General features: G+C 58.1%; 16 protein-coding genes. 6 read left to right on the top strand and 10 right to left on the bottom strand.

The window, feature by feature from the left end; translation table 11 throughout:
- Positions 1-9 precede the first annotated feature (9 nt).
- The 8 genes from E8K88_RS05830 to E8K88_RS05795 form a co-directional block, all read right to left on the bottom strand.
- The gene (locus E8K88_RS05830) at positions 10-924 is read right to left on the bottom strand and encodes a fumarylacetoacetate hydrolase family protein (RefSeq protein WP_136405723.1); all 915 of its coding nucleotides are present in this window, start codon (positions 922-924) and stop codon (positions 10-12) included.
- A 5-nt stretch (positions 925-929) separates the two neighbouring features.
- Complete coding sequence (locus E8K88_RS05825) at positions 930-1,622, bottom strand: GntR family transcriptional regulator (RefSeq protein ID WP_136405722.1); 693 nt, start codon at positions 1,620-1,622, stop codon at positions 930-932.
- 16 nt (positions 1,623-1,638) lie between these two features.
- Positions 1,639-2,919 carry a TRAP transporter large permease subunit gene (locus E8K88_RS05820; protein WP_136405721.1) on the bottom strand — a complete coding sequence of 427 codons (1,281 nt, stop codon included), beginning with the start codon at positions 2,917-2,919 and terminating at the stop codon, positions 1,639-1,641.
- Between the two features lie 29 nt (positions 2,920-2,948).
- On the bottom strand, positions 2,949-3,518 hold the full coding sequence (locus tag E8K88_RS05815) for a TRAP transporter small permease (RefSeq protein ID WP_136405720.1): 570 nt from the start codon (positions 3,516-3,518) through the stop codon (positions 2,949-2,951).
- A gap of 578 nt (positions 3,519-4,096) precedes the next feature.
- Entirely contained in the window at positions 4,097-5,317 is a 1,221-nt protein-coding gene (gene bioF / locus E8K88_RS05810) for an 8-amino-7-oxononanoate synthase (RefSeq protein WP_136405719.1), read from the bottom strand.
- Entirely contained in the window at positions 5,314-5,988 is a 675-nt protein-coding gene (bioD, locus tag E8K88_RS05805; RefSeq protein ID WP_136405718.1) for a dethiobiotin synthase, read from the bottom strand. The genes bioF and bioD overlap by 4 nt, the downstream gene beginning before the upstream one ends.
- A gap of 13 nt (positions 5,989-6,001) precedes the next feature.
- Complete coding sequence (bioA, locus tag E8K88_RS05800; protein ID WP_205880032.1) at positions 6,002-7,348, bottom strand: adenosylmethionine--8-amino-7-oxononanoate transaminase; 1,347 nt, start codon at positions 7,346-7,348, stop codon at positions 6,002-6,004.
- Between the two features lie 377 nt (positions 7,349-7,725).
- Entirely contained in the window at positions 7,726-8,748 is a 1,023-nt protein-coding gene (locus tag E8K88_RS05795; RefSeq protein ID WP_136405717.1) for an AraC family transcriptional regulator, read from the bottom strand.
- Between the two features lie 113 nt (positions 8,749-8,861).
- Here E8K88_RS05795 and E8K88_RS05790 point away from each other — a divergent pair, with 113 nt between their 5' ends.
- From E8K88_RS05790 to E8K88_RS05775, 4 genes are all read left to right on the top strand, one after another.
- The gene (locus tag E8K88_RS05790; RefSeq protein WP_136405716.1) at positions 8,862-10,340 is read left to right on the top strand and encodes a flavin-containing monooxygenase; all 1,479 of its coding nucleotides are present in this window, start codon (positions 8,862-8,864) and stop codon (positions 10,338-10,340) included.
- Positions 10,341-10,429: 89 nt separating this feature from the next.
- Positions 10,430-11,365 (top strand): alpha/beta hydrolase, encoded by a 936-nt coding sequence (locus tag E8K88_RS05785; RefSeq protein ID WP_136405715.1) that lies wholly within the window; start codon positions 10,430-10,432, stop codon positions 11,363-11,365.
- A gap of 589 nt (positions 11,366-11,954) precedes the next feature.
- Positions 11,955-12,437 carry a GreA/GreB family elongation factor gene (locus E8K88_RS05780; protein ID WP_136405714.1) on the top strand — a complete coding sequence of 161 codons (483 nt, stop codon included), beginning with the start codon at positions 11,955-11,957 and terminating at the stop codon, positions 12,435-12,437.
- A gap of 268 nt (positions 12,438-12,705) precedes the next feature.
- The gene (locus E8K88_RS05775; RefSeq protein ID WP_136405713.1) at positions 12,706-14,004 is read left to right on the top strand and encodes an SLC13 family permease; all 1,299 of its coding nucleotides are present in this window, start codon (positions 12,706-12,708) and stop codon (positions 14,002-14,004) included.
- A gap of 209 nt (positions 14,005-14,213) precedes the next feature.
- Here E8K88_RS05775 and E8K88_RS05770 read toward each other — a convergent pair whose 3' ends face one another.
- A complete protein-coding gene (locus tag E8K88_RS05770; RefSeq protein ID WP_240754351.1) occupies positions 14,214-15,083 on the bottom strand; it encodes a Rossmann-like and DUF2520 domain-containing protein in 870 nt (289 codons plus the stop codon).
- A gap of 365 nt (positions 15,084-15,448) precedes the next feature.
- Here E8K88_RS05770 and E8K88_RS05765 point away from each other — a divergent pair, with 365 nt between their 5' ends.
- Together E8K88_RS05765 and E8K88_RS05760 are read left to right on the top strand one after the other, a co-directional pair.
- Positions 15,449-17,158: a tannase/feruloyl esterase family alpha/beta hydrolase gene (locus E8K88_RS05765; protein ID WP_136405712.1), complete on the top strand. Its 1,710-nt coding sequence runs from the start codon at positions 15,449-15,451 to the stop codon at positions 17,156-17,158.
- Between the two features lie 477 nt (positions 17,159-17,635).
- A complete protein-coding gene (locus E8K88_RS05760; protein WP_136405711.1) occupies positions 17,636-18,880 on the top strand; it encodes a tyrosine-type recombinase/integrase in 1,245 nt (414 codons plus the stop codon).
- A 182-nt stretch (positions 18,881-19,062) separates the two neighbouring features.
- Here the strand turns inward: E8K88_RS05760 and E8K88_RS05755 are convergent.
- Positions 19,063-19,550 (bottom strand): IS3 family transposase (locus tag E8K88_RS05755; RefSeq protein WP_136405710.1); only part of this gene is annotated, 488 nt, incomplete at its 5' end.

Raw genomic sequence — 19,550 nt, 5'->3', positions numbered from 1 at the left:
GGCTCGGTCTCAAGCCACCACGGTATTGCTGAGCTCGCCAATCCCTTCAATGCGGGCACGCACGGTCTGCCCAATCTCCAGGCAGCGCGGTGGTTGCTGGGCAAAGCCCACACCCTTGGGTGTGCCAGTGGCGATTACGTCACCGGGCAGCAGTGTCATGCCCGCCGACAGCTGGGCGATGATGGCGGCGACATTGAAGATCATTGAGCTGGTGTTGTCACTTTGGCGCTCTTCACCGTCAATCTCCAGGCTCAGCTGCAAATTGTCTGGGTTGTCAATTGCGCTGGCGTGCACGACGACTGGCCCCAACGGACAGCTGCCGTCCAGGCTTTTGCCTTTGAACCATTGACCATGCAGGCGCTGCAAGTCACGGGCAGTGATGTCGTTCAAAATCGTGTAGCCAAACACATGCTCATGGGCGTGCTCAGGCGCAATATCTCGGCCGGCTTTGCCAATGACAATCGCCAGCTCGACCTCGTAATCGAGGCTATTGGTCAACAGGCCGTGGCGTGGTATCTCACCGCGATGGCCAACCAGGCTGGTACGGGGTTTGGTGAAAAACTCAATCGCCTTGGGAAACGCATCGGCAGGGCGACCATTGGCCAAATTGCCCTCAATAATATGGTCGCGGTAATTGCGGCCCACATTGAAGATATTGCGCCCAGCCATGGAAACAGGCGGCAAGACTGTGATGCTGTCATAGGCAAGGCAAGCTGTGGTGCTGCCCTTGTCGCAGGCCAGCTGGGCTTGCTCAATGGCCTGCTGCGCCAACTCCAGCGCATGCGCACCGCCGGCAATCAACTCGTCCACCGAGCTGGGTGCTGGCTGACTCGGCCAGGCTGCAGTCAAATCCAGCACATGCTGGTCTGCAACGAGTGCCCCGAGGCGCTCACTGCCGGCATGGAGAAAATTGAGAAACTTCATGGTGCTTATTTCTGTGAAAAGGAAATGGAAGCGTCCGGCTGGCCGTCTGCCTGCTCAAACGCGACATGCAAGGCGCGCACGTGGGCGCGCGCCAAAGACTCGGCCAAGTCGGCATCACGCTGCTCAATGGCATCAATGATTTGCAGATGCTCGCGCAAGGAATCTGCACTACGGTGCAGGCGTGAAATCGTTTTGCGTCGGTAACTGGTTTGGGTGTGGCCAAACGAAGCCCAGACACGCTCCAGGAGGCTGTTGTTGGCCAGCCGCATGATTTGCGCATGGAACGCCACGTTCGCTTGTGCATATTCAGCAGCCTTGGACTCGGCGATATGCGGCTGTGCGAAAGGCGCAAAGATCGCGCGCAGTCCCATCACATCGCGCTGCGAGGCATTCAGCGTGGCTTCGCGGGCGGCAAATCCTTCGAGCTGCTCGCGCAGTTGAAGCCATTCAATATAGTCACGGTCACTGACGGGCTCTAGCAACGCGCCGCGCCCTGGGCGCAAGCTGATCATGCCGGTGCTCTCAAGCCGGATCAGCGCTTGGCGAACCGGCGTGCGGCTCACTCCCAGTTGGTTGGCCAAGTCTTCCTCACGCACACGAATCGGCTCGGTAATGGCTGAGCGCATCTCATTGAGGTGGGCACTGACCGCTTCGAAAACATCGGCGCTGGTAGATTTAGAGGCGTTCTTGTTATTCATAGTTGTAGTGGGGAGATCATTTGGTCAGGAAGTTCAGCGGCACCATGACGATGGAGGGAAACAGCACCAGCAAGAACATGACGATAAATTGGGCAATCATGAAAGGCAGCACGCCTTTGGCGACATCGTCCAGGCGCATCTTGCCCACACCTGCCACAACGTTGAGCACCGAGCCCACGGGCGGGGTCACCAGGCCGATCGCATTGTTCATGATGAACAGCACACCAAAATAGATCGGGTCGATGCCTGCCTCTCTGACCACCGGCATCAGCACCGGGGTGAGGATCAGGATCGTGGGCATCATGTCCATCGCCGTGCCGACCACCATCACCAGCACCATGATGGCAATCAGCAGCAAGGTCGGGTTGTCCATAAAGGGCTGCAGCAGCGCAATCACCTGGTCTGGAATATCGGCCACGGTAATGAGCCAGGCCGAAACCATCGAGGCGGCCACCAGAAACATGATGACGGCGGTGATTTTTGAAGCCGAGACAAACACGTGGTACATCTGGCGCAGATTGATTTCGCGGTACACCAGGCTTGACACCAAGAAGGCGTAGACGGCAGCGACCACGGCCGCTTCGGTCGGTGTAAAAATACCGAACTTCAGGCCAAACAGCACGATGACGGGCAGGCCCAGCGCCCACAAGGACTCCCGCAGCGCAATCCACTTCTCGCGCCACGTCGAGGCTGCAGGCAGCTCGACTTTCTCACGCGAGGACACCAGCCACCAAGCAGTTGCAATGGCAACACCCATCAACAGGCCCGGCGCGATACCGGCCATGAACAACTTGCCAATTGACACGTTCGCAGCCACACCAAACACCACAAAACCAATCGATGGCGGAATGATCGGCGCGATGATGCTGGCCGATGCAATCAAGCCCCCTGCCCGCGCCTTGTCATGACCGGCCTTGACCATCATGGGCAGCAGCAAGGTCGCCAGTGCGGCGGCATCGGCTACGGCCGAGCCGGACAAGGCCGCCATCAAGCATGCGGCAAGAATCGCCACAAAGCCCAGGCCGCCACGCAAATGGCCAACCAAGGTAATGGCCAGATTCACAATGCGCTTGGACAGACCACCGACATTCATGATCTCGCCAGCGAGCATGAAGAAGGGCACAGCCAGCAAAGGAAAACTATCGGCACCGTTGATGACGTTTTGCGCCAGAATTTGCGCATCAAACAAATCAAGATGCAGCATCAGGGCCAGGCCCGAGAACAGCAGCGCGTAAGCGATGGGGATGCCGATGGCCATTGCGCCCAGCAATGCACCGACAAAAATGAGTACCGTCATGTCCGTCTCCGAATTTTTTCAGGGGTTGCTTATTGGCGTGGGTTCGCAGAAGGCGGCTGTGCATCGTCCGTGGGCGGCAGCACAATCCGCGCCATCTCCTCAGACTCCTGCACCATCACCAGCTCCTCGCTCGAGAGCTTGCCCGCAACTACCTGCCACATTTGCTGCAGCAAGATCAGCAAGGTCGAGACCGAAAACACCATGCCGGCAAAGTAGAACAGCGACACCGACAAGCCGCTAACTGGCGCTAGCGTCTCACGGTTGACCAGCACCTGGGTCCAGCTGCCAGTCAACATCAGCCAAGTGATGTAGAGCATGACCAGCTGCCCAACCACCAGACACACACGCTGGGCCCAGACCGGCAAGCGCACGACCACCATGTCAGTGCCCATATGGCCGCGCTCGCGCATCACCACCGTGGCACCCAAAAACACCATCCAGACAAACATCCAGCGCGAAATTTCTTCCGAAATCAACCAGCCGGAATTGAAGAAGTAACGCATCACGACGTTGCCAAAGACCAAGACCACCATTGCAGCCATCAACAGGCCACACAGCGCTTCCAAGGCTTTGCAATAGGCTCCCAATACGCGATTCATGATGCGACCTTTGTGCGTGGATGGGCATGAGCCGCCAGGCCCAGCGCTGATGCGCGATACATGTTTTGTATGCAACCCATATTTTTGTATCCAAAAAATCATTCAGTACCGATATTCTGATTTTGTATACAAAAATATGGAATGGGGTTTTCACTAGCCAACGAAAAAACTGGGCAGGGTTTGCTCAGCAAGCCTAGGAGGCCAGCTCACCATCTCGGGGCAAACCACGTTGAAGCCCAAAAAGATGCAATGCGCGGCAAAACCCGCAGCCAGGCTATTTGCCCGGCGAGGACTTTTAACAAAGCAGCGTGCCTTGTGAACTCCAACCTGCAAGGGCAAGGCCGCAATGCCTCTTGTTTGTGCTTTACGAAACTGCGTGGAGATGATGAAAGGCCCTATAGGCAGCGCTGCCCGGTGTTGGGGCATGAGCGCAGTGCCATGCGATCGGCTTTGCAGCCTTTCTTCGCCAATAGCGGTGGCGATGGCGGTCGCGATGGCGATGGCGGTGGCCTTCAAATGGCGCCTTGCAGCCCATCTCGGCAACCACACCCATCCCAGCACCATCCCAGCAGCGAGGCTTATGCAGAGCGTCCCTGGCGCATGGAAATAATGGCGTGTAGTGCGGCAATCAGCTGGTCGATATCCGCCGCCGTATGGCTGGCTGACAAGGCAATGCGTAAACGGGCGGTGCCTGCAGGCACCGTCGGTGGCCGAATTGCGGGCACCCAAATACCGCGTTCGCTGAGTGCGGCCATCAGCTCTAGTGCGCGTTCGTTGTCCCCGACCACCAAAGCCTGAATCGGCGTCTCGGAGGGCAGCAGCTGCCAGCCGGTCGCAGACACCACCGATGCAAGACCTGCGCGCAGCTGCGCAATGCGCGCTTGCAACTGGGCGCGCAAGCCATCGCCCTGCTGCATCACTGCCACACTGGCCAGCAAGGCCCGCGCCAGCAAACCTGGCGCTGCCGTCGCAAATGTGTAGCTGCGTGCCCGCTGCAACAGCCACTCAATCACAGCCTCACTGCCCGCGACAAAGCCGCCTGCCACGCCCGCGGCTTTGCTGAGTGTGCCCATGTAGAGCACGCGTGGGCTGGCATGCGCACCCGTCAAACCAGCGGCGGCCAAACTGCCGCGCCCTTCTGGACCACAGATGCCAAAGCCATGCGCATCGTCCAGCATCAGCAGCGCGTCATAGCGCTCACACAGCGCCAGCAAGCCCGCGATATCGGCGCTATCGCCGTCCATGCTGAACACTGCATCACTAACAACCAATTTACGCGCCTGGGTGCTGGCTGCCAGCAAACGCTCCAAGTCGGCCAAATCGGCATGGGCATAGGGCTGGATGCTGGCGCGGGAGAGGCGACAGCCATCAATCAGACTGGCGTGGTTCAAGGCATCGGAGAAAATCGCATCACCCGCGCCCACCAGTGCTGGAATCACGCTGACGTTGGTCGCAAAGCCGGCATAAAAGTACAAGACACGGGGCAGCTGCAAATAAGCAGCCAAGGCCTCTTCCAACTCGGCATTGGCTGTGCTGTGGCCATTGACCATTGGCGAGCCACCCGCACCAACCCCCAGCTCCATCGCACCGTGGCGCGCCGCCGCTACGAGCGCGGGGTGCTGGCTCAAACCCAGGTAATCATTGCTGCAAAACTGCAGCATGGGCTGGCCATTGACGGTGATGTGCGCGCCTGTTTGGGGCGCGACCTGCCTGCGTGTGCGCAGCAGGTGCTGGTCCCGCAGCGCCTGCACTTGTTGCGGCAGCGCTTGCAGCCATGAGTTGGCTGCCAGCGCTTTCATTGCCACTCCTTGGGCAAATCGACGCGGACTGCGCGCGCATCGGGACTGGCCTGCCAAGGGATGTCAGCCAGCAAGGGCGCGCCAAGGTGCTCGCGCAAATACGCCATATTCGCCTCAGGCTCGAGCATGTCCGGATCAACACGGTTGGCTATCCAGCCAGCCAATGGCAGGCCACTGGAGCGAATCGCATCGGCCGTCAGCAACGCATGGTTGAGGCAGCCCAAACGCAAACCCACAACCAGCACCACCGGCAGCTGCAGCGCAATGGCCAGATCCGCAATGCGCAGATGATTCGAAAGCGGCACCTGCCAGCCGCCCGCCCCCTCGACCACAATGGCATCGGCTTGCTGGCTTAGCGCTTGGTAGGCGGCCACTATCGGCTCCAAACGCACACTGCAATGCTCACGCGCGGCGGCAATATGCGGCGACACAGGCGCTGCCAACAAGACCGGGTTGTCCAGCGCCGGCGCGACCACCAGCCCACTGGCAGCACGCAGGGCCAGGCTGTCGGAATTGGTCCAGCCGCCCTGCCCGTTCGGTTCAGCGCCAGCGGCCACCGGCTTCATCCCCACCACGCGTCGGTGGTGCTGGGCCAGCGCATGCAGCAAAGCGCAACTGGACAAGGTTTTCCCCACACCGGTGTCGGTGCCGGTCACAAAACAAGCAATCATGGCAAACGCCCCTTCAAGCGAATGAAAAATCAGCAGGCGGCTGCGCCTCTTGCTGCAAGCAGTCCTCCAGCGCGGCCAGCATGTGCGTAGCCAGGTGCTGCACGTCATCCGATGTCAGCACATACGGCGGCATGCAATACAGCGTGCGGCCAATCGGGCGCAGCAGCAGCCCGCGCTGTTTGGCCGCAGCGTGATAGCGCTGGGCAAAATCGGGTAATGCGGTGTCAATGTCCCAGGCCCAGACCATGCCCATATGCCGTGCGTTGCGCACACGCGTATGGGCATTCAAAGGGGCCAACGCAGCGCTGAGCTGCTGGGCCAATTGCTGGTTGGCCTGCAAAGCGTCCAGCTGCTCAAACAACTCCAGCGTGGCCAGTGCTGCACGGCAGGCCAGTGGGTTGCCGGTGTAGGAGTGCGAATGCAAAAACGCCCGCGCTGCGTCCGTGCCATAAAAGGCCTGGTAGACCGCATCTGTCGTTAACACCGCCGACAAGGGCAAGGTGCCACCTGTCAAGCCTTTGGAGAGGCAGACAAAATCCGGCCGAATGCCGGCCTGCTGGTACGCAAACAAACTGCCGGTGCGGCCAAAGCCGGTTGCAATTTCATCAACGATCAGGTGCACCTGGTAACGGTCGCACAAAGCCCGTGCCAGCCTGAGATACAGCGGGTCGTACATGACCATTCCGGCCGCACATTGAATCAAGGGCTCAAGCACCAGGGCGGCGGTCTGCGCATGGTGCTGCGCAAGCCAGGCCTGCAGCGCGGCAGCGGCACGGCCTGCAACATCGGCGGCCGACTCACCCGCGAGGGCTTGCCGGGCATCGGGGCTGGGCACGGTGGCAGACAGGCGCAGCAAAGGCGCGTAGGCGCTGCGGAACACAGGCACATCAGTGACCGATAGCGCGCCCACGGTTTCACCGTGGTAGCCGCCAGCCAAACCAACAAAGCCATTTTTTTCAGGCTGACCCACATTGCGCCAGTAATGCGCACTCATCTTCAGCGCCATTTCGGTCGCTGATGCGCCATCGCTGCCATAGCTGGCATGCCCCAAACCAGTCAATGCGGCCAGCTGTTCGGACAGCTCGACCACCGCCTCATGCGTGCAACCGGCCAGCATCACATGGTCGAGTTGTTCGAGTTGCTGGACAAGCGCAGTCCGCATATACGGATGGCTGTGGCCAAACAGATTGACCCACCAGGAGCTGATCGCATCCAGATAACGGCGGCCATCGGTATCGATGAGCCACGGTCCTTGGGCGCTTTGCACGGCCAGCAAGGGCTCTGTCTCGTGCCGTTTCATTGGGGTACACGGGTGCCATACCGCCGCCAAGCTGCGCTCAGCCAGTGATTCTCTCAACATGGCAGGCCCTTGGCAGAGGCGCCCCTGAAAGGCACTCCCGGAGTCGAAGCCCTTGGCTGGGCCACAGCACAAAAAATGGTGGTTGGCATACGAATGGCATCCTCATAAAACAATCGCTGCGGTGATTGTCAGTCGAAAAAATGCCGGATCAGCCCATCGGACCAAAAGTATTCAATACAACCAGGATTGCAAGAATATCACCTTCGTTGAATGCGATTTATGCGCTTTTAAATGAAAATAATCGCTTTTAAGCGATAAATGCAGCAACGCCGCTTAACACACATGAATGCACCTGCGGGCAAAGACCGAACCACCCACGAATAAGACAACTTAACGGCAATTAACTGCAGTTAGAGAAATTTTATACACAACAAGACTCAAAAAGGCAGACCACGCCGCAATTGGCGCGGCGTCGCCCCAAACCAGCGCTGGCATGCCCGCGTCAGTACCGACTGGTCCGCAAAGCCGAGCAGATTGGCGATCTCGCCAATGCTCAGGGTCGAGCCGCTCAACAATTCGCGCGCCCAGGTTTGTCTGAGGCCATCGCGCAATGCTTCAAATGCCACGCCTTCCGCAGCCAAGTGGCGTTGCAGCGTGCGAGGGTGTTGGCGCAGCACCCTGGCCACAGAATGCAAGTCGGTCGTGCCCACACGCATCAAGCTGCCCAGCGCAGCACGCACCTGATCGGCCATTGACAAGTTGGCGCCAGCTGCCTGGCCTAGCAAAAAACGCTCAATCAGTTGCTGCAGCAAGCGGTTGTGGCGCGGCATGGGGCGCCGCCAGGCGAATGCATCCACAGCGATGCCGTCAAATGCGGCCTGAAAACGTGGCAATTGGCCCAGATGGCGCAGGTACTGCGCACTGCTGCCAACCGGTGCATGGCGCAAATGAATGGCCGCAGGACGCAGCGCCCCATCTGACAGTACATCAATCAGCCGGCACATGTAGAAGACGCAGATTTCAGTGATCTGCGGCATCTCGGCCAGCGGCCGTATGCGATGCACCACTTCCAGGCATTCCATACCACCTTCAGCAGCCATAAAGTTGCGAAACGTCAGCGCCGGGTTGTGCAGGTGGATGTACTTATCGACCTGCAGCATGCATTCGCGCACCGTAGGCGCAGTCTGAATCGCCAAACTCATCAAGCCCAGTGTCTCAACGCTTTGCAGCGCACACAGACGCAAGCCAAAGTCAGGCGCAGCCAGCGCCCTGGGCGCGCCTTCGATAGCCTGCGCCACACTAAGGTAGGGCAGCTGGTAGTCCAGATCGCAGAGGTCACTGGGTGACAAGCCACAGTCCGCCAGCAAAGCGGCTGAATCGCCGCCCAAGGAGTGCACCAGCTCCTCGTAGTGGGCCAGCGCAGCAGCACGAATCAGGCTTGTAGGGGAATCGACGCGCATAGGGGCTTGCCTTAGGGTGTCGCACAGAATCAAAATTATGTCGCGCAAACACAAGTCGTCCATGGGGGCTTAACCTACCATGAATTGGCTAACAACAACCAGGAGACAAGCCCATGGCACACCTTGTGGACGTTTTGATCGTCGGCGCCGGCGTATCCGGCATAGGCGCGGCCTGCCATCTGCGCAGGAATTTTCCCAATGGCACGTTCGCCATTCTTGAAGCCATGGACGGCATTGGCGGCACCTGGTGGACACACCGCTATCCAGGCGCGCGCTCGGACAGTGATCTCTTCACCTACGGCTACAGCTTCAAACCCTGGCGCGGCCAATCCATCGCCACAGCCGATGAAATCCGCCACTACCTGGACGAGGTGATCGCGGAAAACGAGCTGGCCCCTCATATCCACTTCCAGCACCAGGTCGTATCTGCAAACTGGTCTTCAGAAGACAAGCGCTGGACTGTGCAAGTCACGCGCGGCGACACTGGTGAGACACTGAGCTACAGCGCCCAGTTTCTGTGGATGTGCGCTGGCTACTACGACCACCGCCAGGGCTATACGCCTCAGTGGCCGGGCATGCAGGATTTTGAAGGCCAGATTGTGCACCCACAGCATTGGCCCAAAGATCTGGACTACAGCGACAAACGCGTGGTTGTGATCGGCTCGGGTGCAACGGCTGCCACGCTGATCCCGAATATGGCCAGAGATGCCGCCCACATCACCATGCTGCAGCGCTCACCCACATTTTTTGCCTGTGAGCCCTGGGCCCATCCGCTGCAAGAGCAGCTGCAGCCACTGAATTTGCCAGAAGACTGGATGCACGAGATCATGCGCCGCGCCTTCATCGCCAAGACCGATGAGGTAGTGCGCATGGCACGCGAGCACAACGGCGAGCTGCGCGAGTTTCTGATGCAGGAAACCCGCAACCGACTGCCCGAAGGCTACGACGTGGACACCCATTTCAACCCCAGCTACAGACCCTGGCAGCAACGCATCGCAGTGATCCCTGATGGCGATTTGTTCGCGGCGATCTCCAGCGGCAAGGCCTCGGTGGTGACCGACACCATCGCGCACTTTGACGCCACAGGCATTACATTGGACAGCGGCCAGCACTTGGATGCCGACATCATCGTCACTGCCACCGGCTTTAATATGCAGTTCCTGGGCGGCGTGCCGTTCAGTCTGGACGGCACGCCGGTGGACTTCACGCAGCACATGACCTGGCGCGGCCTGATGGTGCAAGGCATACCCAATATGGCCCACACGATTGGCTACTTCCGCTACAGCTGGACACTGCGCGCCGACCTGGTCAGCGACCTGATTTGCCGCGTACTGGCGCACATGCGGGACAATGGCCTTGCAGTCGTTGTGCCTACACTGGAGGCGGCAGAGGCAGACATGCCACGCGAGCCCTGGACCGACCCCAACACCGTCAGCGCCGGCTACATGATGCGCGCACAGGACAAGCTGCCACGCCAGGGCAGCCGCGCGCCCTGGCAAGCGCCCTGGAAACACATGCATGAATACGGCACCGAGCGCACCGAGCTGCCGGCCTTGCAACCACAGGCCGATGAGACCCTGAGCTACCGCTAAGAGTCTGTTCATAGTCTCGACGCAACCGCGTTGTAATGCCCAACAGACAGCCAAACAGACTCTACAACAACCACAAGGAGACCTTGACCATGCCACTTGACCCCCACCTCGCCGGCGTTTTGCAGATGATGGCCAACTCTGGCGCCAAACCCATCCATGACAGCACGCCCGCAGAAAGCCGCGCTGGCTATCTGGCACTGACCGCTGGCTCGCTCACAGACGACCAACGCGTACCCGTTGCCAGCACGCAGGACATCACGATTCCTGGCCCGGCAGGCGCGATTCCAGCACGCATCTACCGTCCAGAAGCCGCAGGACCGGTGCCCACGGTGGTGTATTTCCACGGCGGTGGCTACGTGATTGGCAACCTGGAGACACACGAGAATATATGCCGCGAAATCTGCCGGGGCACACAAGCCGTGGTGGTTTCGGTCGACTACCGGCTCGCGCCCGAGCACCCGTTTCCCGCAGGCATTGAAGACGCAGTAGCGGCTGCGAAGTGGATCGTCGCCCACGCCAAAGAACTGGGCGGCAACAGCACCGTGGGGGTAGCAGGCGATAGCGCTGGCGGCAATTTCTCAGCGGTAGTCACGCAGCAGTTGCGCGATGCTGGCACCCCTTTGGCCGCGCAGCTGCTGATCTACCCAGCCGTGGACCATTCTGCGGCCAGCTACCCCAGCATGGATCAAAACGGCAAAGGCTATTTTCTGGAGCTGGACACGATGGCCTGGTTCATCAACCACTACCTGGGCAGCAACGCCCAAACCAAGGACCCGCGTTACGCACCACTGCAAGCGGCCAGCCTGGCCAACTTACCACCTGCGGTGGTGTTGACGGCCGAGTTCGACCCGCTGCGCGACCAAGGTGCCGCTTACGCCCAAGCACTGCGCGCTGCGGGCGGGCAAGCCGAACTCATTGAAGGGCCAGGCATGATCCACGGCTTCTTTGACATGGGCAGGTGGTCACCAGCGGCGCAGGCGCTGATCACCCAAAGCATTGAGCGCTTCAAATTGCTGCTGCATTAATCAGAGCATTGGCCCACTTATCGGGCGCATGCTTGTTGGTATTGAGCGCAAATACGCCATGGTGTGGTGCTTGACTGGCTCTCAGAGCCTGTTCAAAGTCTCCACGCAGACCGCGTTGGAGCCCAAAAGGATACGATGCGCGGCAAAAAACGCAGTCGGGCTATCTGCCCGGCGAGGATTTTTAACAAAGCAGCGTGCCTTTTGGGCTCCAACCCGAAGGGCAAGGCACAAAAAAGCGCATTGCGGCGTTGCCCGTTTTGCTCATACAGACGTATGAGCTGCAACAAGCGCCTTGCACTGCCTCTTTTTTGTGCCTTGCGCGACTGCGTCGAGACTTTGAACAGGCTCTCACGCCCCCCCTGGGATGAGGGCCATGGACGAGCGCATCAGCACGCCTGCTGGGCTGCATAGGCTGCGACAAACGGGTTCACATGCTTATTCCCATGCAGCCCAAGCCCACCGAATCATCGCGATGATTGCAGCCAAATAGGAAGCCGTCGGGCCAACGGCCAAGCAGCCATGCACTGCCTTAAAATGGCCGGCCAGCCGCGTACAACCGCGCCGACGGCCAGCCAATGGGCCCATGACCATGCACAAAAATACAGTCCACCAACTGATTCTGGAGGCCCTGCGCGCCGATCTGGCTATGACAGCGCGCGCAGTTCACTCCGCCTACGAAGCAGCAACCCACGAAGAGAGTGCCCCCGAGAACAAATACGACACCTTGGGACTGGAAGCCTCCTACCTGGCAGCCGGGCAAGCGCGCCGCATGGAGGAAATTCGCCAAGCGCTGCAGGTTTGCCAAAACCTTGTTGTACGCGCCTACGATGCGCAGCGTGGCATTGAAATCGGCGCCTTGCTGTGTTTGGAAGACGCCCAAGAGCGCGTGCAATGGTTGTTTCTAGCCCCCGATGCTGCGGGCCTGAAGCTCGACTTGCACGGGCAGTCAATTACCACCATCACACCGCGCTCGCCATTAGGTCAGAGTCTGCTGGGCAAGTTCGCCGGTGATGAGGTTGAGATTCTGGTGGGTGGGACTCGGCAGCAGTTCACCGTCATCGAGGCGTTGTAGGCTAGCGCAAGTGCAGGCTGAGGCCTATGCCATGGATGGCGCCTACAGCCATCAGAGATGAGGGGAGGCATAGCCTGCCCCTCATCTCCGCGCAACCTCAGCCCCCTCCCGTGATAGAGCCCGCTTTAGCGATTTGGCACAACAAACAGCCGGAGGTCGGCCAGATCAAGCCTGGCCATCTCACTCCTTCTTTTTTAAAAGGCGACCATGCGAATGGAAGGATTCATTCGATATAGTGTGGCGCAATATATAACAGGCAGGAGGCGCGATGGCAGTAGAGGTATGGATAGCGGCAGGGCTGGTTGTTCTAACGATTGGATTGTGGGCGACTGCCAAACTGCCAGAGTACCTGGTGGCATTGCTGTTTTTTGCGGCCGCTGCCATGCTGAATCTGGCCCCACCCGAAGTGCTGTTCTCAGGCTTTGCGTCTGCGGCATTCTGGTTGGTGCTCAGTGGCTTTGTGCTTGGCGTTGCGATCCGCAAGGTCGGTTTGGCCGATCGCATCGCCCGCAGTTTGGCCAGCCGCCTGACTGGTTCATGGCCCCGCCTGGTCGGGGGTGTGGTGGCGCTGGCCTATGCACTGGCCTTCGTCATGCCGTCCAACATGGGACGCATCGCCTTGCTCATGCCCATTGTCCTGGCGCTGGCTGAACGCGCCGGACTGGGCGAAGGCAGCCGCGGCCGCACTGCCCTGGCCTTGGCTGTGGGCTTTGGCACTTTCCAGCTTTCTGCCAGCATCCTGCCAGCGAACGTGCCCAACCTGGTCATGGCAGGTGCAGCTGAGAGCGCCTATGGCATCCATCTGTCGTATCTGCCTTACCTGGTGCTGCACGCGCCGATTCTCGGCGTGCTCAAAGGACTGGCCTTGGTCGCCTGTCTGTGTCTGCTGTTTCCAGCCAAACCACAAGAGGTCTTGCCCGCAGAGCCTGACAAACCGCTCAGCCCGGCTGAAAAACGCCTGGGCATGTTGCTGCTGGCAACGCTGGCACTGTGGATCAGCGACGGCCTGCATGGCATCTCGCCAGCCTGGATTGGCCTGTGTGCGGCCTGCGTTTGTTTATTGCCCCGCATCGGTTTTTTGAGCGGCGATGAATTTGCCACCGGTGTCAACATCCGCACCTGTATCTACGTCGCAGGCATCCTGGGCTTGACTGCACTCGTGGGCTATTCAGGGCTGGGGGCGCTGATGGGCGCTTGGCTGATACAGGTATTGCCGCTGGAGCCAGGCAGTCCAACGCGCAGTTTCGCCGCCTTGGTCGCACTGACCAGTGCATTGAACTTCAGCGTCACTGCCAATGGCGTGCCGGCCTTGTTCACCCCGCTCGCGCAATCCTTAGCCGATGCATCCGGTCTGCCTCTGCTCACCGTTCTCATGGTGCAAGTCATTGGCTATGCCACCCCGTTGCTGCCTTACCAAGCATCGCCCATTGTCGTCGCGATGGGCATGGGCCAGGTCAGGGCCAAGGACGGCATCCGACTCTGCCTAGCATTGGCAGCCATCACGTGGATGGTGCTGGTGCCTCTGGACTATGGCTGGTTCAAGCTATTGGGCATGATTCCTGGCTAAGAGCCTGCTCACCATCGCCACGCAGCCGCGCAAAGCACCCAAAAGGGGCCGTACAAGGCGCCTTTTGCCGCTCGTACCTCTGTATATGCCTGTATACGTCTGTATGAGCAACACGGACAACGCAGTAATGCGCTTTGTTGAGCCGTGCGGCTCTTTTGGGTGCTGGGGTTTGGAGTGCTTAAGACCGCCAATCAGCTGCTCACACCGCGTCAGCACTGCGTGTCTTCGCGTGTGCCCACTTTTCCCGTCTTGGCAAGCCGCATGGCCAATGCACTCAGCGCGCCATAAGCCTCGCCTGCCAGCGGGTCCCAATCTTGAATCGCCTGGGTTTGCGCGGCGACAACGGCACTATCTCCACGGGCTGCTGGCCCGGTCAAAGCCGCAGCGGGGCCAAATGCGCTGATGTTATCCACTGCATTGCGCATCAAGCGCTCCATCAGGTGCCTGGTGAGTTCAGGCGGCACACCGCTGTGCTCCCAGAGCTCGATCGCGACAGCCTGCAGCACCGGTAAGAAATTGCTCGAATAGACAGCAGCCGCATGGTAGAGGCGCTTGTGCGCAGGCTCAACGCCAAAGCATTCAGCACCTACGTGTACAAGCGCTCTTGTTGCCTCTGCCACAGCCTCAGCATCGCCCTCCACACCACATGGCGTGCCCTGAAATTGTTTGGCTGCCGATGCCGGATCAGCAAAGCTCATGACCGGATGGGCGCTGGCCACTGACCAGCCACAAGCGCGCAGCGGTGCCAGCACATCTGCGCCAAGCGCTCCACTGCAATGCAAGGCAATGGCGTGCGGCACAGCCGCACAACGCTCGGCCAATTGAGTGGCAATGGGCTGTAAAAGCGCGTCGGGAGCGGCGATCAAATACGTGTCTGCAGGCCTGAGATCGGCCATATCGGTCACGGCCCTGCCGGCACCAATGAACTCGACCGCGTTGGCCGCGCTGGATGCGCTGGGATTGAGCACATCCTGGACCATCAAAGCGCCGCTTTGGCTCCAGAGTCTGGCCAGTGTCTTGCCAACGCGGCCGCAGCCCACAACATTCAAGCGGCGAATTGGTGCGTCTTTTATAGTCATTGCTTGCTGTCTCTTTCTTAGAACGTGTTTACGTTCTTAGTATTTGCTTATCATCTTCAACGCGGTCTGCGAAATAATCGTAAACAGGCTCTTAGGAATCTCTGTAAAACCCTCGCCATATGAACGTGTACGCAGCAAGCTTAGCAGCAAGGCGTTTGTTTCAAGCCATAGCGCGAAACATTTACGCAGCAGATCACCCGAGACCGTGTTGAGGCCAAGGCATGGACACATAGGCTATTGCAGCGCGACCTTATGTAGAACTACTTAACCGTAAACCCTGTGATTAACTGGCTGACTCACTTCCATAATTCAAGCTGGATTGCACTGATATCTTTCGGTTCCCACCATTACAACCAGGAGACACCATGACAACAGCCTGCCTTCCCCCTTGGCTGCGTTTAATCCCACTGACGGCGATCACCAGCGCAGTATTCGCGCTCGCAGCTTGCGGCAGCGATGACGATAACCACAGCTTCAATTTCGACGATGCCAGCCAAGCGTTGGCCCGCCAACAGGTGCCTGCCAGCCAAATTGGTTTGCCCACCAGTGGCGCTACAGTGACCTCGACAGAAACGCCAAGCGCCACCACTGGCACGCAGCCTCCGACATCCGTGCTGGCCCATATCTCGATCGCTCCGGTAGACCCTGGCGCACCCCCCATCAAGATGGGCCTGCTGTTACCCAAGGAGTGGAACGGCAAAGTGGTGATGGTGGGTGGTGGCGGATACAACGGAGTGGTGCCCAGCCTTTACAGTTATCCAGCAGCGCCTGCCAGTCAGGGCGCTTACCCGCTGCTCAGTCAGGGCTATGCGGTGTTTGGCAGCGACTCTGGCCATCAGGCAGGTGCGGCCGGCAGCCGCGATGGCAGCTTTGGCATGAACGACGAAGCGGTCACCAATTTCTCGGGGGCTGCACTGAAGAAAGTCAGTGACGTAGCAGATGTGCTGGTCACCCATTTCTACGGCAAAAAGCCTGACAGACGCTACTTCATCGGTGGCTCTACTGGGGGACGCGAGGCACTGGCCGTGGCCCAGAAATGGCCCTCCGACTGGGACGGCGTCATCGCCTGGTACCCAGCTTGGAATGCCGCCAGCCTGGATCTGCAGTTTGGCCGCATTAGCCGTGCCTTTGCCCAGCCAGACGCATATCCGAGCCTGGGCCAGCGCAAGCTGCTACGCCAGGCAGCTCTGGAGACCTGCGATGCATTGGATGGTGTGCAGGACGGAGTGATCAGCAACATGGCCGCTTGCAACAGCCAGTTTGACCCAGCCACAGCCAGCGTCAATGGCCAGCCGCTGCGCTGCGCTGGTGGCACCAGCCAGGATCACTGCCTGTCGGATGCCATGATCGAGGCACTGCAAACCTACAATAGCCCAATCCGCTTCAGCACCCCACTAGGCAGTGGCGAAACACAGTACCCCGGCTTTAACATCTGGGGCTCAGAGTTGGGTGAGGAAAGCAGCAGCCCACTGCAGCCTACCATCAACCTGCTCGCGATGAACACCACGCCACCGGCCAGTCCGGCCCCACTCACCGCCCCATACTGGGCTGTGTTCTGGGACCAGTGGGTGCGCTACTTCGTAACCCGCGATGCCAGCTTCGACGCGCTCTCACTCAACCCGCAAGATCCTGGCGTATGGACGGAGCGCATCAATGAACTCACCCGCCTGCAGGACATCAATAGCACCGACCTCACGGCTTTTAGCCAACGGGGCGGCAAGTTGCTCATGGCGCACGGCACGGCCGATGTACTCGTCAGCACCCGCGCAACTGAGCAATACTGGCAGCGTCTGGAGCAGACAATGGGTGCACCTGCCGTCAAGCGCTTTGCGCGTTATTACGAAGTGCCCGGTTATGGCCATGCGGCCAGTACCGCATTCAATGCCAACTGGGATTCGCTGCATGCGCTGGACCAGTGGGTCACTACCGGCAGCGCCCCTGGCGCTCAGGTGGTCAGCGACACCGCTGGCGTGCCTGGCCGCACCCGACCGCTGTGCGAATACCCCACTTGGCCGCGCTACAAAGGCAGTGGTGATGTCAACTTGGCCGACAGCTTTAGCTGCCAGTCGTATTAAAAGTCGCTCACACGCCCCTTGCTACGCCATCAGCAAAAACTCGCCGCAGATGGTTTTGTCACCTGCGGTTTTTGCGCCCTGAACACTTGTCTCAGTCAAGGCCATGGTACGGCTTCATTTTCGTACCATGTACGATGCCATGATCGTCTGATGCCTGCACGGACATGGCATGAGACTAGAAGCAATGGTGATTGAGAAATCCCATAGAAAAAGCCCCGACAGTTGGGACTGATCGGGGCTTATTGGTATCAATCGAGATTGATTCTGGCGGAAGCGGTGACCGCCAAAATCGACGCATTGAATTCATTCAAAATCTGTCAAAAACAAATTAATTCATTATTAATCAAATATTTATGAAAATTAAAAACAATCAAAATCTATCAATAGGCATCAAAATAACGCATGCAAGCGCACCCACAATTGATGGTAAAATTGTGGGTAAATAATCATTCAATTAAATACTGAAGGCTTTTCATCATGCCCCAAGCTATCAGCAAAGCCCGTGATCGTCTGACCGCACTCGCGGTTAAAAACACCAAAGAGCCAGGCATGTACCATGACGGCGCTGGGCTGTATTTGCAAGTTGCGAAGGGTGGTAGTAAAACGTGGATTTTGCGTTACACCCTCAACAAGAAAACCCGTGAAATGGGTTTAGGGTCGATTTCTGATTGGTCTTTGGCTGAAGCCCGAGAAAGAGCGCGCAAGTTCCGGCAGTCACTCAGTGACGGAATCGACCCGATTGAAATGCGCAAAGAGACTGCAGCACAAGTACGCATTGAGCAAGAAGAAAAAAACCGCAAGTCCCGTACCTTTGAACAATGCGCAACTGAGTACTTTGAAGTGAACCAGACCCAATGGAAGAATGTCAAACATCGGGCTCAATGGATCAATACATTGGCAAGCTATGCCTTCCCAAAGTTAGGCAGGGTGCCTGTTTCAGAAATTAGCCGCGATCATATTCGTGAAGTTCTTCTGCCTATCTGGAAAACAAAGGCTGAAACGGCCTCTCGCGTACTTCAACGGATACGTACGGTAATAAATCACGCCGCAGCCATGGGCTACTGTACGGGCTTAGACTCACAGCAATGGGAACAATTGAAGCTTGCACTGCCTAAAAACACCGTTGAACGCGAAGTCACTCACCATGCATCATGCCCACATCATGAAGTAGCAAGCTTAGTCACCAAAGTGCAAGAAGGAGCAGCCTCACAGGTAGTTAAGCTGGCTTTTGAATTTATTGTTTTGACCGCCTGTCGCTCAGGCGAAGCCCGTGGAGCGACCTGGGAGGAAATCGACTTTCGCACGAATGCTTGGATCATCCCTAAAGAGCGAATGAAAGCCAACCGAAGCCATAGTATTCCTTTGTCAGAACAGGCATTAGCAATCTTGCAAAAAGCCAAAGCATTGAGCCCCGAATTTGATAAAAAACTGACAGGTCTAATTTTCCCCAGCAGGAAAAAAGCTCCATTAAGCGATATGACATTCACCCAGGTGTTGCGCCGTATGGGAGTGAACTACACCATGCATGGCTTTCGGGCCAGCTTTCGCACCTGGGGAGCAGAACTGGGGCACTATGAGCACGACATGCTAGAAGTCGCTCTGTCTCATGTCATTGGGGATGAAACAGTGCGTGCGTACCAACGTTCCGACATGGTGGAAAGACGCAGAGCGTTGATGACGCACTGGTCTGTCTATTGTGGAGATAACTCGCAACACAAATAACCAGCTCGCAAAGTGCTGCCCATGCGACGTGCTTGGGCGATGCAAAAGAGATTCAAGGCGGGCTCAATATTTCGATTGCCTAGTATGGAAAGGCGGATGATGTTGCGTTTAGCAAGCCATTGAATAGAAACCGAGCAGGTATTGATCTCAACCTGACTCTCGGGTGAATCGACCAGTATTTCCTAGACAGTTTTGAGCCTCATGGAATTGCGTCTCTCGAACTCTACAGGAGATAGGCCTTCTGCAGAGGAATGCCTGCGAATCGGGTTGTAGAACATTTCAATGTAGTTGAAGACATCGCTGCGCGCTTCTTGCCTTGTGGCATAGGTTTTTTTACGGATGCGTTCGCGTTTGAGCAATTGGAAGAAGCTTTCTGCCACTGCGTTGTCATGGCAGTTACCGCGTCTGCTCATACTGCAGCACAGGTTGTGGTCCTCTAAAAAGCTCTGCCATTCATGGCTTGTAAATTGACAGCCTTGATCCGAATGAACAATGACTGTTTCACTAGGCCTTCTGCGCCAAACAGCCATATGCAGTGCATCGAGCGCAAGCTGCGTATCGATGCGGCTGCCCATTGCCCAGCCCACCACTTGGCGAGAGTACAAATCAATCACCACAGCCAAATACAGCCAACCTTCGTGTGTTGAGATATACGTGATGTCAGTGACCC

The sequence above is a fragment of the Lampropedia aestuarii genome, from assembly GCF_004803635.1.
In the GTDB taxonomy this organism is placed as follows: Bacteria; Pseudomonadota; Gammaproteobacteria; order Burkholderiales; family Burkholderiaceae_C; genus Lampropedia; species Lampropedia aestuarii.
This window is presented reverse-complemented; position numbering and strand designations above follow the sequence as displayed.

Coding starts and splice junctions, on each gene's coding strand:
- bioF (WP_136405719.1), bottom strand. CDS start 5,317: ATGAAAGCGCTGGCAGCCAACTCATGGCTGCAAGCGCTGCCGCAACAA.
- bioA (WP_205880032.1), bottom strand. CDS start 7,348: ATGTTGAGAGAATCACTGGCTGAGCGCAGCTTGGCGGCGGTATGGCAC.
- E8K88_RS05820 (WP_136405721.1), bottom strand. CDS start 2,919: ATGACGGTACTCATTTTTGTCGGTGCATTGCTGGGCGCAATGGCCATC.
- E8K88_RS05760 (WP_136405711.1), top strand. CDS start 17,636: ATGCCCCAAGCTATCAGCAAAGCCCGTGATCGTCTGACCGCACTCGCG.
- bioD (WP_136405718.1), bottom strand. CDS start 5,988: ATGATTGCTTGTTTTGTGACCGGCACCGACACCGGTGTGGGGAAAACC.
- E8K88_RS05765 (WP_136405712.1), top strand. CDS start 15,449: ATGACAACAGCCTGCCTTCCCCCTTGGCTGCGTTTAATCCCACTGACG.
- E8K88_RS05775 (WP_136405713.1), top strand. CDS start 12,706: ATGGCAGTAGAGGTATGGATAGCGGCAGGGCTGGTTGTTCTAACGATT.
- E8K88_RS05780 (WP_136405714.1), top strand. CDS start 11,955: ATGCACAAAAATACAGTCCACCAACTGATTCTGGAGGCCCTGCGCGCC.
- E8K88_RS05770 (WP_240754351.1), bottom strand. CDS start 15,083: ATGACTATAAAAGACGCACCAATTCGCCGCTTGAATGTTGTGGGCTGC.
- E8K88_RS05790 (WP_136405716.1), top strand. CDS start 8,862: ATGGCACACCTTGTGGACGTTTTGATCGTCGGCGCCGGCGTATCCGGC.
- E8K88_RS05785 (WP_136405715.1), top strand. CDS start 10,430: ATGCCACTTGACCCCCACCTCGCCGGCGTTTTGCAGATGATGGCCAAC.
- E8K88_RS05795 (WP_136405717.1), bottom strand. CDS start 8,748: ATGCGCGTCGATTCCCCTACAAGCCTGATTCGTGCTGCTGCGCTGGCC.
- E8K88_RS05825 (WP_136405722.1), bottom strand. CDS start 1,622: ATGAATAACAAGAACGCCTCTAAATCTACCAGCGCCGATGTTTTCGAA.
- E8K88_RS05830 (WP_136405723.1), bottom strand. CDS start 924: ATGAAGTTTCTCAATTTTCTCCATGCCGGCAGTGAGCGCCTCGGGGCA.
- E8K88_RS05815 (WP_136405720.1), bottom strand. CDS start 3,518: ATGAATCGCGTATTGGGAGCCTATTGCAAAGCCTTGGAAGCGCTGTGT.